A 15,609-nucleotide genomic window follows, 5' to 3' on the forward strand; every position below is an offset into this window, starting at 1 on the left:
AATGCAAGGATTTCGCGTGGCCGACGCTGCACTCTTACCGCCTTCCGCCTCCAAGCGGAGAATTCTGTTCGCCAGCCTGATCGGCACCACGATCGAGTTCTTTGACTTTTACATCTACGCCACGGCGGCGGTGCTGGTGTTTCCGGCCCTGTTTTTTCCGGGGCAGGATGCGACGACGGCGATGCTGGCCTCCTTCGCCACCTTCTCCATCGCCTTCTTCGCGCGGCCGGTCGGGGCGGTCGTGTTCGGCCATTTCGGCGACAAGGTGGGGCGCAAGGCGACGCTGGTCGCGGCCCTGATGACTATGGGGCTGTCGACGGTGGCGATCGGCGTGCTGCCGACCTGGCATTCCGTCGGTGTGATCGCGCCTCTGCTGCTGGCTCTGTGCCGGTTCGGGCAGGGTCTGGGTCTGGGCGGCGAATGGGGCGGAGCGGTGCTGCTGGCGACCGAGAACGCGCCTCCGGGCAAGAAGGCCTGGTTCGGCATGTTCCCGCAACTGGGCGCGCCGATCGGCTTCATCCTAGCGACCCTGTCCTTCATCATCCTGACGGCGACGCTGTCGAACGAACAGTTCCTGGGCTGGGGCTGGCGCATTCCCTTTATCGCCAGTTCGTTGCTGGTCTTCGTCGGCCTGTGGGTGCGGTTGCGCATCACCGAGACGCCCGAGTTCAAGAAGGCCATCGACAAGTCCGAGCGGGTCGAGACGCCGATCCTGACCCTGCTGGCGCGGCACAAGTTCGCCCTGCTGACGGGGACGCTGGCCGGGTTGGCCACCTTCGTCCTGTTCTATCTGATGACGGTCTTCGCCCTGGGCTGGGGCACGACGGCGATGGGCTATAGCCGCGAGCAGTTCCTGCCGATCCAGTTGCTGGGGGTCTGCTTCTTCGGCCTGTTCATCCCGCTGTCGGCGCTGGCGGCGGATCGCTGGGGCCAGGGGCGGACCCTGCTCGTGACCTCTGTCGGCATCGCCCTGTTCGGTCTGGTGCTGGCGCCCCTGTTCGGGAGCGGCGGGCTGGCGGGCGTCGTGGCCTTCTTCATCATCGGTTTCAGCCTGATGGGCTGCACCTATGGACCGCTGGGCGCGGCCTTGGCGCGGCCCTTCCCGACGGCGGTGCGCTACACCGGCGCGTCGATGACCTTCAATCTGGCGGGCATTCTGGGCGCGTCGCTGGCGCCGTTTGCGGCGACCTGGCTGGCCGGTCACTACGGCTTGCAGGCCGTGGGCGCCTACCTGGCCGTCGCCGCTGGCCTGACCATTCTGGCCCTGCTGGGCATGAGGCGGATCAGGACGGAAGGCGAGGCGTAAGAACCTCTGGCCGTCACCCTCGGCCCTGTGCCGAGGGTCCATAACCTCGACGTCGGCGATGTCAGGCGTCGAGGTTCACCATAAAGCGATGTGTTTCTGGATCCTCGGCACAAGGTCGAGGATGACGACCGGCAATGGTCGCTCAGATGTCCGTGCCGTAGGCCGCGTCGGTCACGGCATAGACCATGATGCCGGTGGCGATGGCCAGGTTCAGGCTGTCGGCCCGGCCGCGCATGGGGATCTTGACGTTCAGGTCGCAGGCGGCGGCCAGGTCGTCGGTCAGCCCGGCCTGTTCGTTGCCCATCATGATCAGAGCCGGATGGCGCACGGGGCTGTCGCGATAGCCGTGCTGGGCGTCCAGGCGCGTGCCGATGACGCTGCCCGGCCACTTGGCGCGCCAGGCCAGGAACTCTTCCTTGGTCGCGCGGCTGATGGTGACGGCGAAGACCGAGCCCATGGTGGCGCGCACGGCCTCGACCGAGAAGGGATCGACGCAGTCGCCTATAAGAATGACGCCGCCGCAGCCGGCGGAATCCGCCGTGCGGATGATGGTGCCGAGGTTGCCCGGGTCGCGCACCTGCTCCAGCGCCACCCAGCAGGGCTTGGCGTCGGGCTGGATGGCGTCCAGCGGCGTATAGACCTGCTCGAACACGCCCAGCACCGTCTGCGGATTGTCGCGACGGCTGATCTTTTCGAGGATGGCGTGGGTGACGACGATGATCTGGCCGCCGGCCTTGATGGTCTCGGCCTTGGCGCGGTCCAGCAGGGGGTGAGGCCGGGCCTCTTCGCCGACCAGCAGCATGACCGGGGCGCGGCCCTGATCCAGGGCTTCACCGATGAACTTGAGACCCTCGGCCAGAAAACGACCGGTCAGGTCGCGTTCCTTGCGCATGTGCAGGGCGCGGACCGACTTGATCGTGTCGTTGGTCAGGGAGGTGATGACGCGCTCGTACATCAGGCGCTCCAGCGGGCGAAGAACGACAGGCCGATAGCGCGAGCGTCCGGGCCGTCTTCCGACAGGGCCAGTTCGCCCCAGTCGATGCGCCCGCCGCGATCATGCGTCGCCTCGGCCATCATGTGCGCCAGCGACAGGCCCGATACCCGTGCGGCGTAGGCGTTCAGCAGCAGGAAGGAGGCGTCATCCGATAGAAGGGCGGCGCAGTCCTTGAGCAGGGCCGGCATGTCCTCGAACAGGCGCCAGACTTCGCCGTTGGCGCCGCGACCGTATTTGGGAGGGTCCAGAATGATGCCGTCGTACTTCGAGCCACGACGAACTTCGCGGGCCACGAACTTGCGGGCGTCTTCGACGATCCAGCGGATAGGCTGATCTGCAAGGCCTGACGCTTCGGCGTTCTCGCGCGCATAAGCCACGGACTTCTTGGAGGCGTCGACGTGGGTCACGTGAGCGCCGGCGGCGGCGGCGGCCAGGCTGGCCACGCCGGTGTAGCCGAACAGGTTCAGGATCTTGGGCTGCTTCAGGGTGCGGATGCGCGCATCCATCCACTCCCAGTTCGCCGCCTGCTCGGGGAAGAAGGCCAGGTGGCGGAAGGGGGTGAAACGGCCGGTGAAGCGCACGTCGCGCCATTTCAGCGGGAAGGCGTCGATGGGACCGTGGGCGTCAAAGCGCCAGCGGCCGGCGTCCTCTTCTTCCTGCTGCGGATCGAAGACGGCGTTGGCGCGCTCGAACGCTGCCGGATCGCGCGGCGCCCAGAAGCACTGCGGCTCGGGCCGGACGACGGTGTAGCGGCCATACCGCTCCAGCTTGCGACCATGACCGCTGTCCAGCAGCGCATAGTCGGACCATCCTCGGGTGATGAGGGTTTCGGGCGAAGAAGAGAGAACCGGAGCCATGTGGGCTGATAGGCGCTCAGGCGGCTGCTCGTCCAGCGTCGGCGACGGGTTCCATGTCGCGATCCGACGCAAGGTCGGGCGTGTGCGGGGTCTTGTCCCATCGGTGCGGCTCTATCACCAGTCGGAACAGGGCGTGCACGAAGGCCAGGCTGAGCAGGCACCAGTAGGCGGGAGCCGCCGCCATCTCCTTCAGTCCGAAGCGGACGCCCGCACGTCGCGCCCCCGCCAGCTTGGCCAGCCAGGCCGTGGCGACGCCGGCGACGAGGACGCTCATTCCCAGAGGCGGCGCTGGCGGCAACTTGCCGCAAACGATGGAGGTCAGCGCGACGGCGCCGATCCAGGCGATGCACGCCGCGTGAATCGCGGCGGATGCGACGCCGGCGCCCAGGGTCAGAGCCAAGGCCGACCAGCCGCGCCATCCCATGCCGCCAAGACTGCGGGTATGAACGGCCAGGGTCTGAAGATGGCCTTTGAGCCAGCGGGTGCGTTGAGGCAGCCAAAGCCGCAGGGCGCCGGGCGGTGTTTCGTATGTGGGGCGTTCCAGCACCCCGAGACGCCCTCCCGTCCGCCAGATCCGGAAGCCGAGGTCGGCGTCCTCCGTCACGTTCCACGCGTCCCAGCCGCCCAGCGCGCGGAGAGCGCCGGCGCGGAAGTGGTTGCTTGTACCGCCCAGCGGAAATGGAAGACCCAGCGCCGCCATGGCCGGCAGGGTGACCTCAAAGAGCGCCGCATATTCCGCCGCGAACTGCGCGTCGAGGAAGGGGGATGCGTCGTTTCGCTTGTCCCGCCGCCGGATGCGGAGCGGCGCCTGCAGACAGACCAAGTCCTCCCCCTCGGCGACAAAGCGGGCGGCCGCCTCCTTGAGCTGGAGGGGATCGGGGTCGTCCTCGGCGTCGTAGATGGTCACCAGGTCACCCTGGGCCAGGGACAGGGCGTAGTTCAGCGCGCGGGGCTTGGTCTTCGGCGAGCCGGGCGGGACGATCAGGACCTTCAGCCAATCCGGGCGATCCGTGTTCAGGGCGGCGGCGATGGTGGCGCTGTCGTCGGCTTCCAGCGCGAGAAAGCCTTCCAGCCGGTCGGCGGGATAGTCGAGCTGGCCCAGCCGCTCGATCAGTTGGGGCAGGACGGCGGCTTCGTCATAGAGGGCCGCTATGACAGTGTAGCGCGGCCATGCGGTCGGTTCAGGATCGTCGCGTGCCGGCGGACGGCGCGTCACCAGAGTCACAAGCCGCCACCCGGAGACCGTCAGAAAGCCGAGTTGGACGCCCGTCAGGGCCAGAGGCGCGACATGGAGCGGCAGAAGGAGGCTGATGGCAAGCGCCGACGCCAGTCCGGCCAGGACAAGGAACTGCAAGCTACTGACGGTGATCCGCGCGGTGCACGCCGTCTGGTCGCGCTTCTTCCTGGGCAGTGCGCCGTGCATACGAGAAGCCCCCCGGCCCGTTGCAAACCCTGTTCTCTAAGATCGTTGTTCTTTGAGGGCAAGTGATTGGCGGACACAGGCATTGCGGCTATTCAGGCTCGGTCCTAGCCATGGAGTCTGGATTGCCCGGTTCATCGCTCCCCACGCCTCGATCCGCTCGCAAGCCCAAGGGCGAAGGCCATGCGCGTCGTGCGGAGATCCTGGCCGTGGCGGAACGCATCTTTGTCGAGCATGGCTATGAGGGGGCGACGATCCGCAAGATCGCGGATGAAGTCGGCCTGTCGTCGACCGCCCTCTATATGCATTTCTCCGACAAGGCCGCGATTCTGCATGAGATTTGCCGCGGCGCTTTCGAGACGCTGATTGCGACCCATGAGGGGATCATGACGGAGCCGGCGCCCGCCGAGGTGCGGTTGCGGCGGATGATCGAAGGCTATGTCCGCTTCGGCTTCGACAATCCGAACGCCTATCGGCTGACCTATCTGACCCGACCGGTCGAGGCGCGCGAAGGCGCGGAAACGGTGGCGCAGGGGACAGGGTTCGAACTGTTCCGATCCTTCATGTCCGTGGTCGAGGAGGCGGTGGCCTCGGGACGGATGCAGGGCGACCCGCGGGCCATCGCTCAGGTGTTCTGGGCCAGCGGGCATGGGATCGTGTCGCTGATGATCACCAAGCCCTATTTCGACTGGGTGGACCGGGACGAACTGGTCCGCATCCAGTTGGACGCCCTGTTCGCGGGGCTGCTCCGACCGTGACGCGCGCGTGCGGCGCCCTTCTGGCGCTTGTCCTTCTATGGCCAGGCATGGCCGAGGCGCGTCCGCTGAGGGTGCTGTCGCTGGATCAGTGCGCGGATCAGTATGTGCTGGCGCTTGCCCCGGAAGCCGAGCTGGCCCTGTCGTCGCGGGCGGATGATCCGGATTCATGGATGCGCCAGGCGGCGCGAGGACGGCCTCGGGTTCGGCCGACGCTGGAGGCGGCCATCGGCTTTCAGCCCGATGTGGTGGTGCGCTACTGGGGCGGCGAGCCGCGCCTGCTGGCTGGGCTGGAGAAGCGCGGGACGCGGGTGCTGGCCATCAATGACGCGACCGACATGGCCGGGGTCCGCGAGAACCTGGCCAACGTGTCGCGCGGACTGGGGCAGGACGCGCGCGGCGCGGCGCTGATCGCCCACATGGACCGTCGGCTGGCCCAGGCGGCGGGCGCGGGACGGGGCCGGGAGGCCGTCTATGTCACGCCGGGCGGCTATACGACCGGCTCGGGGTCTCTGATCGATTCCATCCTGAAGGCGGCGGGGTTCCGCAACGGCGTCAGCGGGCCGGGCTATCAGCCGCTGGGGATCGAGAAGATCGCACTGACGCCGCCGGCCCTGTTCGTCCGCGGCTTTTTCCAGCAATGGCGAGCGGATTGGCGCGGGCCGGGGCGGCATCCGGTGGTGCAGCGCGCGGCGCAGGGGCGGACGGTGGCGGATTTGCCGGCCTCGGCGCTGAGCTGCCCGGCCTGGTTCGCCGCCGACGCCGCGGCCCTGCTGGCGGAGGCGGCGCGATGACCAGACATATGAGCCTGAACCTAGGGTTGGCGGCGGCGATCCTGCTGGCCCTGGTCGGGGCGGTGGTGTTCGGCGAGACGGCCCTGTCGTCGGCCCAGTATGGGCAGGCGCTGGCCGATCCAGCGTCGGGGCCCGGCGAGGTGCTGTGGCAGGTGCGGGCGCCGCGCGCGGTCTGCGCCCTGATGGTCGGGGCGGCGCTGGGTCTGGCGGGGGCGGTGCTGCAAGGTCTGCTGAGGAACCCGCTGGCTGACCCCGGCGTGCTGGGCGTGTCGGCGACGGCGGCGCTGGGCGCGGCGGGGGCCATCGTGCTGGGCGCGGCGGCCATTCCGGGACTGGTGGAAAGCGCGGCCCTGATCGGGGCGGCGCTGGCAGGCGTGCTGCTGACAGCCATCGCGGCCAGGGTGCGGGCGCCCGAGGCGCTGATCCTGTTCGGGGTGGCGCTGTCGAGCTTTGCCGGGGCGCTGACGGCCCTGATCTTCAACCTGTCGCCGTCGCCGATCGCCTCGGCCGAGGTGATGAACTGGCTGCTGGGTTCGGTGCAGAACCGGAGCTGGATCGACGTGGCCTGGGTGGCTCCGGCCTTGGCGGTCGCTGCCGTACTGGCGGCGGGCGCATCGCCGGGCTTGCGGATGCTGACCCTGGGCGAGGAGGCGGCGCGGGCGTCGGGCCTGTCGATGGGGCGGATGCGGGTGCTGGCCCTGATCGCCTCGGCGGTGGCGGCGGGGGCGGCGGTGGCCGTCGCGGGCGTGATCGGCTTCGTCGGCCTGGCGGCGCCGCATCTGGTGCGAGCCGCCGTGCGCGGCGATCCGGGGCGGCTGCTGCTGCCCTCGGCGCTGGCGGGCGGGCTGATGCTGGTGCTGGCCGATCTGGCGGCGCGGCTGGTCCCGACCGATCAGGAGTTGAAGCTGGGCGTGTTCACGGCCCTGGTCGGGGCACCTCTGTTCGCCCTGATCGCCTGGCGCGCGGCGCGGGAGTGGCGGCTGTGAGCGTCTTGCTGGAACTGGACGGCGTCCTTGCGCGCATGGGCGCGGCCACCGTGCTGGACGGGGTCAGCCTGTCGGTCGCGTCGGGCGAACTGGTGGCGCTGTGCGGGCCGAACGGAGCCGGCAAGTCGAGCGCCATTCGCGCGGCGCTGGGGTTGATGCCTCTGCACGGCGGCGCCGCAAAGCTGGGCGGGGAAGACGTGCACCGTCTCTCCGAGCGGGAACGCGGTGCGCGGGTCGCCTATCTGCCGCAGGAACGGCATATCGCCTGGAACCTGCCGGCCGTCGAGGTGGCGGCGCTGGGCGCGCCCTTCCTGGCGGGGGATGCGGCGCTGGAGCGCGCGCGGACGGCGCTGAACGAGGTCGGGGCCGGTTATCTGGCAGAGCGCGGCGTGGCCGAGATGTCGGGCGGCGAGCGGGCGCGGGTGCTGCTGGCGCGAGCGCTGGTGGTTCAGGCGCCGCTGTTGCTGGCGGATGAGCCCATCGCCGGGCTGGATCCGGATGCGCAACTGCTGGTGCTGGAACGGTTGCGGGCGCGGGCCGATGCGGGCGGCGGGGTGCTGGTCAGCCTGCATGACCTGACGCTGGCGGCGCGAATTGCGGACCGGGTGGTGGTGCTGGACGCCGGGCGGGTGGTCGCCGACGCGGCGCCGGTCGAGGCTCTGTCGTCGGGTGTGCTGCGGTCGGCCTTCCACCTGGACGGGGTCTGGGTCGAGGGGATGGACGGGCCGTTGCTGGCGGCGCGGAGGCTTTCGACCGGCGGTTGAGAAGCGGCCGGATTGCACGGTGCAGCGAAAAAAACAGTGCAATTGGTGCAATGGGCGGGCGGTTTCGTTCCGCCGTCATCCTCGGGCTTGACCCGAGGATCGGGTCCTCTGCCTGCGCGACCTTTTTTAGGACGAGCGCGCCGCTGCGCTGGATCCTCGGGTCAAGCCCGAGGATGACGGCATGAAGGGGAACGTGACGGCGTTGAGGGAGATGACGGCATCGCTCGGCTTGGGGGTGACGCCAGCGTGGGGGATGAGGGCAACGTCATGAGGCGTGCGCAGTGATGTCAAAGACCGGGAAGGCGATCCTAGTCCGGTTTTGGAGCGCGGCGCGCTGAAGGCTGGAAACGGCGCTGGAACGCCCGTCGGGGTTGGGTCGGGTCTGCTGAAGATAAAAACATGGCTGTCGCCCCTCCCGGAATTCGGGAAGGGCGACGCGCGCGCGTTTACGGCTGATAGGCGCGGGGGCCGCTGGAGGGCGGCGTGCCGCGCGCCAGGTCGGCCGAAGGGGTGAGGGGCGCCGAGCCGCCGTTCAGCCGGGCGCGATAGACCTGCATGTTTTCCATCACCCGCATCATGTAGTTGCGCGTCTCCGTGAAGGGGGCGCATTCGATGAAGTCGATGGGGTCGACCTGCTGGCTGCGCGGATCGCCGCAGCGCGCTACCCATTGCGGCGGACGCGCCGGACCGGCGTTGTAACCGACCGTCGCCAGCAGAGGCGAACCGCCGAAGTTGTTGATCAGTTCGCCCAGGTGATAGCTGCCCAGCTTCATGTTGGCGTCCGGGTCCCACAGTTGCTCGGCCGAGAAGCCGAGGCCCATGCGGCGCGCCACGCCCTGACCCGTCGCCGGCAGAAGCTGCATCATGCCGCGCGCGTCGGCCCCTGAGCGAGCCAGAGGGTCGAAGCTGGATTCCTGACGGGTGATGGCCAGGGTGAACTCCGGCGGGGCGGCGCCCGAAACCGCGGGCGGCATCCGTAGCGGATACATGCGCTCGGGCATGACGAAGCCGCGCTGGCTGGCGGCGCGGCCGACCATCATGGAGCCGAACTGGTCGCCATAGCCCTGCATCAGGTCGAACACCTGGGTCAGGTCGTAGGCGGGCAGGGTGTCGTCGAGGTGATAGGCGAAGACCCGCAGCAAGGTCTTTTCGCCCGCCGCGCCCAGGATGCGCGCAGCGCGCACGACCTCGTTGCCCTCGAAGCGGTTGACGTCCTCGGGCGTCGGGGCGGGTTCGCCGGGCAGCGTCAGGGTGGTGACCCCGGCCTTTTCGGCGGCCAACTGGCCATAGAAGGTCTGCCAGTGTTCGGCGCCGGCCTTGTACCAGCGCTGGGCTCCGACGCGGTCGCCGCGCGCCTCGGCGGCGCGACCCAGCCAGTAAAGGGCGCGCCCTTGCGTGATCGGGGTCGAGGAGCTGTTGCGCAGGACCTCGAAGTGTTGGGCGGCGGCGGCCGGATCGTTCAGCTTGGTCAGGGCGACCCAGCCGGCGAAGAATTCGGCGTCGACCTTGCGTTCGCCCGAGGGGAAGCCGTGGCCGTTCATGGCGGCGTAGGCGGCGCGCGGGTCGCCCTGTTGCAGGGCGTCGAGGAAGTAGTTGCGGCGCTCGCTCCACAGCGTGTCCTGGCCTTCCTTGTGCGCTGGCGCGGCGGGCAGGGCGGCCAGCAGGGGGAAGGCCTCAGACTGGCGACCGGCGGAGCGCAGCAGGCGCACGCGCTCCAGCACCACGGCAGGGTCGTTGGCCTGGGCCGGGGTCATGCCGGCGACGATGGCGTCGGGCGAAAAGGCGGTGCGCAGGGTTATGACGGCGTTGGCCACGGCCTGACGGTCGGCGGGAACCATAGCGATCATGGCTTTCGTCGCCGGGCCGTGCGGGCCAAGCAGCAGCATGTTCAGGCGGGCGACGTGGTCCTCGGTCGTCAGCCAGCCGCTCCAGCGATTGGCGATGCGGGACTGCTGGGCTTCCTCGAAGGAGCGATTGCGCCACCAGTCGCGGATCAAGTCCTGGGCCTCGCGACGCTGGCCCTTCTGCTCCAGAGCGGCGGCCAGGGCTATGGCGCCGTCGGCCGTCGTCGGGGCGGAGCCGCTGAAGAAGGCGATGACCGTGTCAGGCGAGGCGTTGGCTGCGCCCAGCGCCCGTTCGCCCGCCGCCCGCCGCGAATCGCCGCGGGGCCAGTTGGCGAGGTCGGTCTGGGCCCGGGCCAGATCGGTGAAGGAAAGCTGTCGGTCCGAGGTGTCGACCAGCGCCCATTCGACCAATTTCCGGGCCGTGGGGTCGGAAATGCGGCTCATGATGGATTGCGTGCCGATCACGTCGCGCGCCCGGGCCGACGTCAGACCTTGCTGGAACAGGGTCATGTCCTGGCTGCTGAGGATCCCGTTCTGGCTGGAGGCATAGGGCGCAGGCGCGCTGTTCAGCACGTCCTGGGCGGGCGGAGTCAGAATCGCCAGGGCGGCGGCCACGGTCGTCGCGATCATCAGATGTCCGATCCTCATTCATCACTGGTTGCGGCCGAGCGGCGAGCAACCTACGCTCCCTGCCTCTTCAAAAGGGCGGCACGCCGCCCGAAACACCGCGCAGGTAACTTGTTTCAATGACCGCCCCCTTGTTCAAGGGCGTGATCACCGCCTTGATCACACCTCTTCGTGACGGAAACGTGGACGAAGGGGCTTTTGAAAAACTCCTGGAACGTCAGATCGCTGCTGGCGTCCATGGTGTCGTCCCGGTCGGCACGACCGGGGAAAGCGCCACCCTGCATATGGATGAACACAAGCGCGTCATCGAGCGGTGCGTGAACATCGCTGCGGGTCGCGTTCGTGTGATCGCCGGCGCCGGATCGAACGCCACGCATGAGGCGATCGAGCTGTCAGCCTTCGCCAAGCAGGTCGGCGCGGATGCGACCCTGGTGGTGACGCCCTATTACAACAAGCCTTCTCAGGAAGGCATGATCGCCCACTTCGAGGCGATCTCTGACGCCGTGCAGATCCCCATGCTGCTGTACAACGTCCCCAGCCGTTGCGGCGTCGATCTGTCGAACGAAGCGGTTGCGCACCTGGCGAACAATCCGAATATCGTCGGCATCAAGGACGCCACCAGCGACATCTCGCGGGTCAGCTGGATGCGCGCCAACATCAGCGGGCGCTTTGACCTGATCAGCGGGGATGACGCCAGCTGGCTGGGCTATGCCGCCAGCGGCGGCGTGGGCGTGATCTCGGTCACCTCGAACGTCGCGCCCGAAGCCATGGTCGCCATGTATGAGGCGGTCGCCGCCGGCGACTTCGCCACGGCGCGGACCTGGCAGGACCGTCTGATCAACCTGCACAAGGCGCTCTTCCTCGACAACTCGCCGTCGCCGGCCAAGTACGCCCTGGCCAAGCTGGGCCTGTGCAGCGAGGAAGTCCGCCTGCCGCTGTCGTTGACCCGCGATGCGGTCAAACCGCACATCGATCGGGCCATGGTGGAGGCCGGGGTCGCCTGATGGCTGCTGACGCGCCCAAGAAGGTGATCGCCGAGAACCGGCGCGCGCGCTTCGACTATTTCCTCGAGGACTATATCGAGGCCGGGATCCAGTTGCTGGGCACCGAGATCAAGGCGCTGCGCGACGGGCGGGCCAATATCGCCGAAAGCTACGCGGCGGTGGAGGGGCGCGAGATCGTTCTGATCAACTCGGACATCCCGCCCTACAAACAGGCCAACCGGTTCAACCACGAGCCGCGTCGTCACCGGAAGCTGCTGCTGCACCGCAAGCAGATCGACAAGCTGATCGGCGCCGTCCAGCGCGACGGACGCACGATTATCCCGGTGCGGCTGTATCTGAACGAAAAGGGCAAGGCCAAGCTCGAGATCGCCCTGGCCAAGGGCAAGAAGCTGCACGACAAGCGCGAGGCCTCGGCCGAACGCGATTGGCAGCGCGACAAGGCTCGCCTGATGCGCGACAAGGGCTAGGGCCGGGGGCGGACATCAAGGACGGTTCCGCTTTGCGGCGGGACCGACGCGCGATAAACGACAATTCATGGGGCGCGTCTTGCGGAGTTCACGGTGAAGATAGCCGAACGCTGGTTCGTGATGGCGGGCGTCGCCTTGCTTGGCGCCATCGCCGTGGCCGGGCTGGTCGTGGCCATCTATGCGGCCTGGGTGCTGCATGACATGCCGGACGCGTCCGAGCTGGCCGACTACCGTCCGGCGACGGCCACGCGCGTCTTCGCTGGCGACGGCACGCTGATCGGCGAGTTCTCGGACGAGCGCCGCATCTATGTCACCTATGACCAGGTGCCGGAGCAGGTGATCCACGCCTTCCTGGCGGCCGAGGACAGCCATTTCTTCCAGCACGGCGGCATCGACGTGTCCGGCATCGGCCGGGCCATGTTCAAGAACGTGTTCAACGTCCTGTCGGGACGACGCCTGGAGGGGGGCTCGACCATCACCCAGCAGGTGGCGAAGAACGTCCTGCTGACCAACGAATCCAGCTTGAACCGCAAGCTGAAGGAGGCGATCCTTTCCAGCCGTCTGGAAGCGACCCTGACCAAGGAACAGATCCTTGAGCTGTATCTGAACGAAATCTACCTGGGCTATCGCTCCTATGGCGTGGCTTCGGCGGCCTACAACTATTTCGGCAAGTCGCTGAACCAACTGACGCCGGACGAGGCGGCCTTCTTGGCGGCCCTGCCCAAGGGGCCGAACAACTACAATCCGAAACGCTATCCCGACGCCGCCAAGGGCCGACGTGACTGGGTTCTGGGCGAGATGGCCGACAACAAGTGGCTGTCGCACGAAGAGCTGGCGACCGCTCTGGCCCGTCCGCTGAACACCCGCTCGGCCCCGCGTCGCGCCGAATACGCCGACGCCGACTTCTTCGTCGAGGAGGCCCGCCGTCGCGCCATCGTTCTGTTCGGTCAGGAAGAGGTCAACCGCGGCGGCTACTATATGCGCACGACGCTGGACCCCAAGCTGCAGTCCGCCGCGCGCGACGCCCTGATGAACGGCCTCGAACGCTATGACCGCCGTCACGGCTGGCGCGGCGCCTGGGGCACGACCGATTTCGCCGAGGGCTGGCAGGCGGCTGCCTTGAGGAAAAACACCCCGCCCGAGCGGCGCACCTGGCAGGCGGCCGCCGTCGAGAGCGTCAGCGGCAACAATGTCCGCGTCCGCGCGGCCAGGGACAGCCGCACGGGTTCGCTGATCGTCTCCGACGCCGCCTGGGCCAACGCCAACCGCCCGCTGAAGCGCGGCGACCTGATCTTCGTCGAGCCGCAGGGCGGCCAGTTCGCCCTGAAACAGGTGCCGGCCGTGAACGGCGCCCTGGTGGCCATCGAGCCGCAGTCGGGTCGGGTGCTGGCGATGGTCGGCGGTTATTCCTACGCCCTGTCGAGCTTCAACCGCGCGACCCAGGCCAAGCGGCAACCGGGTTCGGCCTACAAGCCCTTCGTCTATGCCGCGGCGCTGGAGGGCGATTTCACCCCAGCGTCGATCGTGCTGGATGCGCCGATCAGCTTCGCCGGCGGCGCCAACGGCGGCCGGTGGACGCCCGAGAACTACAGCCGCCAGTATTATGGTCCGCAGACCCTGCGTCGCGGACTGGAGTTGTCGCGCAACGTCATGACCGTGCGTCTGGCCCAGGCGGTCGGCATGAAGAACGTCGTCGATCTGTCCAAGAAGATGGGCGTGGTCGACGATATGTCGCCGAACCTGGCCATGTCGCTGGGGGCAGGGGAGACGACGCCTTATCGCATCACCGCCGCCTATGCCGCCTTCGTCAACGGCGGGCGCCGGATCGATCCCTATCTGATCGAGATGGTGCAGGACCGGAACGGCCAGACCATCCACCGGGCCGACCGTCGCCAGTGCCGCGACTGCAGCCGGGGCTTCAGCGGCCAGGAATCGCCGCGCCTGCCGGAGCGCGGCGTGCAGGTCATCGACCCGATCACCGCCTATCAGATGAGCTCCATATTGGAGGGCGTGATCCAGCGCGGCACCGGCGCCGGGGCGCGCAGCCTGGGGCCGTGGGTCGGCGGCAAGACCGGCACGACCAACGAGTATCGCTCGGCCTGGTTCGTCGGCTTCTCCAGCGACATCGTGGTTGGCGTCTTCGTCGGCTTTGATGACAACCGCTCTCTGGGCGGCGGCGAGGCCGGGGCGGCGACCGCCGTGCCTATCTTCACCGACTTCATGCAGGTCGCGTTGAAGGAGCGCCCGGCGCGGCCCTTCGTGCGGCCCAAGAACGCCGTCTTCCGCACGGTCAACGGCATCGAGGAGGCCTTCCGTCCGGGCACCGAGCGTCAGATCCGCGAGGAAGCGCCGCGTCCCGTCCAGCCGGAAGGACCGCAGAGTTATAATGACGTGGTCCGCCGCGAGCAGGAGGCTGCACAGGCCCCGTCAGCCGCCGCGCCCGCAGCCGTCGCGCCTCCGCCGCCGAAGAAGCCGCCGGCCGAGGACTTGAGCGGACTCTACTGAGGCTCTAGTTAGGCCCATCATTCGGCGCGCCTGTCCGCAGGCGCGCCGTTTCCATTGTCTTTCCCCTATCGACCCGCGCGCGGCGCGGGCCTGCTTGAGGGGAGAGTCGTTATTCGCAGGAGATTGCGATGAGACCGGATGTCGAGGCCATGAAGGCCGACATCGAGCAGAGCGTCGCTCTGCTCAGGAGGCGTCTTTGACTGGGATGTCGCGCTTCGAAAACTGGATGAGCTGAACGCTCGGGTCGAAGATCCGACCCTGTGGGACAACCCGGAACAGGCCCAGGCTGTCAGCCGCGATCGCTCGCGTCTTGAAGCTCAGATCAACAGCGTTCGTGCGCTGGAGAGCGGTCTGGAAGACGGCGTCATGCTGGCCGAGATGGCCGACGAGGAAGGCGACGACGCCACCCTTGAGGAGGCCCGCGAGCAATTGCGCGGCGTCAAGGATCGTGCGGCCCGCGCCGAACTGGAGGCCCTGCTGTCCGGCGAGGCCGACGGCAACGACGCCTATCTGGAAGTGAACTCCGGCGCCGGCGGCACCGAGTCCAACGACTGGGCCGGCATGTTGCTGCGCATGTATTCACGCTGGGCCAAGGCCCACGGCTACGAAGTCACGATCGAGGCCTACGAAGAGGGCGAACAGGCGGGGGTCAAGTCGGCCACCATCCTGATTTCGGGTCCCAACGCCTACGGCTGGCTGAAGTCGGAATCGGGCGTGCACCGTCTGGTCCGCATCAGCCCCTATGACGCGGCGGCCAAGCGGCACACCTCGTTCGCCTCCATCGGCGTCTCGCCGGTCGTGGACGATACGATCGAGATCGACATCAACCCGTCCGACGTGCGCACCGACACCTATCGCGCGTCCGGCGCGGGCGGTCAGCACATCAACAAGACGGACTCGGCCGTTCGCCTGACGCACGTTCCGACCAACACGGTCGTGGCCTGCCAGGCCGGTCGTTCGCAGCACCAGAACCGCGAACAGGCGTGGAAGATGCTGCGGGCGCGTCTGTACGAACTGGAACTGCAGAAGCGTGAAGCGGCGGCTCAGGCTTTGGCCGACGCCAAGACCGACATCGGCTGGGGCCACCAGATCCGATCCTACGTCCTGCAGCCGTATCAGATGGTCAAGGACCTGCGCACCGAGGTCGAGACCTCGGATACGCAAGGGGTCCTGGACGGCGACCTTGATCCGTTCATGGGCGCGGCCCTGGCGGCCCGGGTCGGCGAGACCCGCGACGCGACCTAAAAAAAGGGGCGGCCCAGGCGGGCCGCCCCTTTTCATTTGGC

Annotated in this window: 13 protein-coding genes; 9 read left to right on the forward strand and 4 right to left on the reverse strand. The window is 68.1% G+C overall.

Annotation, left to right across the window (positions count from 1 at the left end):
• Positions 1–16 precede the first annotated feature (16 nt).
• Positions 17–1,306 (forward strand): MFS transporter, encoded by a 1,290-nt coding sequence (locus AB4Y68_RS00980; RefSeq protein WP_441453252.1) that lies wholly within the window; start codon positions 17–19, stop codon positions 1,304–1,306.
• 142 nt (positions 1,307–1,448) lie between these two features.
• On the opposite strand, the gene AB4Y68_RS00985 is transcribed toward AB4Y68_RS00980, so the two are convergent.
• The 3 genes from AB4Y68_RS00985 to AB4Y68_RS00995 are packed head-to-tail and all read right to left on the reverse strand — an operon-like array spanning position 1,449 to position 4,580.
• Positions 1,449–2,261 carry a TrmH family RNA methyltransferase gene (locus tag AB4Y68_RS00985; protein ID WP_441453254.1) on the reverse strand — a complete coding sequence of 271 codons (813 nt, stop codon included), beginning with the start codon at positions 2,259–2,261 and terminating at the stop codon, positions 1,449–1,451.
• Positions 2,261–3,157: a class I SAM-dependent methyltransferase gene (locus AB4Y68_RS00990; RefSeq protein ID WP_441453256.1), complete on the reverse strand. Its 897-nt coding sequence runs from the start codon at positions 3,155–3,157 to the stop codon at positions 2,261–2,263. The genes AB4Y68_RS00985 and AB4Y68_RS00990 overlap by 1 nt, the downstream gene beginning before the upstream one ends.
• Before the next feature lie 16 nt (positions 3,158–3,173).
• The gene (locus tag AB4Y68_RS00995) at positions 3,174–4,580 is read right to left on the reverse strand and encodes a glycosyltransferase family 2 protein (protein ID WP_441453258.1); all 1,407 of its coding nucleotides are present in this window, start codon (positions 4,578–4,580) and stop codon (positions 3,174–3,176) included.
• 122 nt (positions 4,581–4,702) lie between these two features.
• Here AB4Y68_RS00995 and AB4Y68_RS01000 point away from each other — a divergent pair, with 122 nt between their 5' ends.
• The 4 genes from AB4Y68_RS01000 to AB4Y68_RS01015 are packed head-to-tail and all read left to right on the forward strand — an operon-like array spanning position 4,703 to position 7,876.
• Positions 4,703–5,335, forward strand: a complete 633-nt coding sequence (locus tag AB4Y68_RS01000) for a TetR/AcrR family transcriptional regulator (RefSeq protein ID WP_441453259.1) — start codon at positions 4,703–4,705, stop codon at positions 5,333–5,335.
• Between the two features lie 47 nt (positions 5,336–5,382).
• Positions 5,383–6,126, forward strand: a complete 744-nt coding sequence (locus AB4Y68_RS01005) for an ABC transporter substrate-binding protein (RefSeq protein ID WP_441453261.1) — start codon at positions 5,383–5,385, stop codon at positions 6,124–6,126.
• Positions 6,123–7,112 (forward strand): FecCD family ABC transporter permease, encoded by a 990-nt coding sequence (locus tag AB4Y68_RS01010; protein ID WP_441453263.1) that lies wholly within the window; start codon positions 6,123–6,125, stop codon positions 7,110–7,112. The genes AB4Y68_RS01005 and AB4Y68_RS01010 overlap by 4 nt, the downstream gene beginning before the upstream one ends.
• On the forward strand, positions 7,109–7,876 hold the full coding sequence (locus AB4Y68_RS01015) for an ABC transporter ATP-binding protein (protein ID WP_441453265.1): 768 nt from the start codon (positions 7,109–7,111) through the stop codon (positions 7,874–7,876). The genes AB4Y68_RS01010 and AB4Y68_RS01015 overlap by 4 nt, the downstream gene beginning before the upstream one ends.
• A 446-nt stretch (positions 7,877–8,322) precedes the next feature.
• Here AB4Y68_RS01015 and AB4Y68_RS01020 read toward each other — a convergent pair whose 3' ends face one another.
• Positions 8,323–10,350, reverse strand: coding sequence for a transglycosylase SLT domain-containing protein (locus AB4Y68_RS01020; protein WP_441453267.1), 2,028 nt, complete (start codon positions 10,348–10,350; stop codon positions 8,323–8,325).
• Between the two features lie 116 nt (positions 10,351–10,466).
• Between AB4Y68_RS01020 and dapA the strand changes: the two genes are divergently transcribed.
• The 4 genes from dapA to prfB all read left to right on the forward strand — a co-directional run bounded on the left by dapA (position 10,467) and on the right by prfB (position 15,568).
• Complete coding sequence (gene dapA / locus AB4Y68_RS01025) at positions 10,467–11,351, forward strand: 4-hydroxy-tetrahydrodipicolinate synthase (RefSeq protein WP_441453269.1); 885 nt, start codon at positions 10,467–10,469, stop codon at positions 11,349–11,351.
• A complete protein-coding gene (gene smpB, locus AB4Y68_RS01030; protein ID WP_331033467.1) occupies positions 11,351–11,818 on the forward strand; it encodes an SsrA-binding protein SmpB in 468 nt (155 codons plus the stop codon). Before dapA ends, smpB begins: the two co-directional genes overlap by 1 nt.
• A 120-nt stretch (positions 11,819–11,938) precedes the next feature.
• A complete protein-coding gene (locus tag AB4Y68_RS01035) occupies positions 11,939–14,323 on the forward strand; it encodes a penicillin-binding protein 1A (protein WP_441453797.1) in 2,385 nt (794 codons plus the stop codon).
• A 128-nt stretch (positions 14,324–14,451) separates the two neighbouring features.
• A protein-coding gene (prfB, locus tag AB4Y68_RS01040; protein ID WP_441453271.1) for a peptide chain release factor 2 occupies positions 14,452–15,568 on the forward strand; the annotation gives its coding sequence in 2 pieces (ribosomal slippage) (positions 14,452–14,520 and positions 14,522–15,568; 1,116 coding nt in all).
• Positions 15,569–15,609 lie beyond the last annotated feature (41 nt).

Source organism: Brevundimonas sp. 2YAF1 (genome assembly GCF_052114745.1).
Taxonomy (GTDB): Bacteria; Pseudomonadota; Alphaproteobacteria; order Caulobacterales; family Caulobacteraceae; genus Brevundimonas.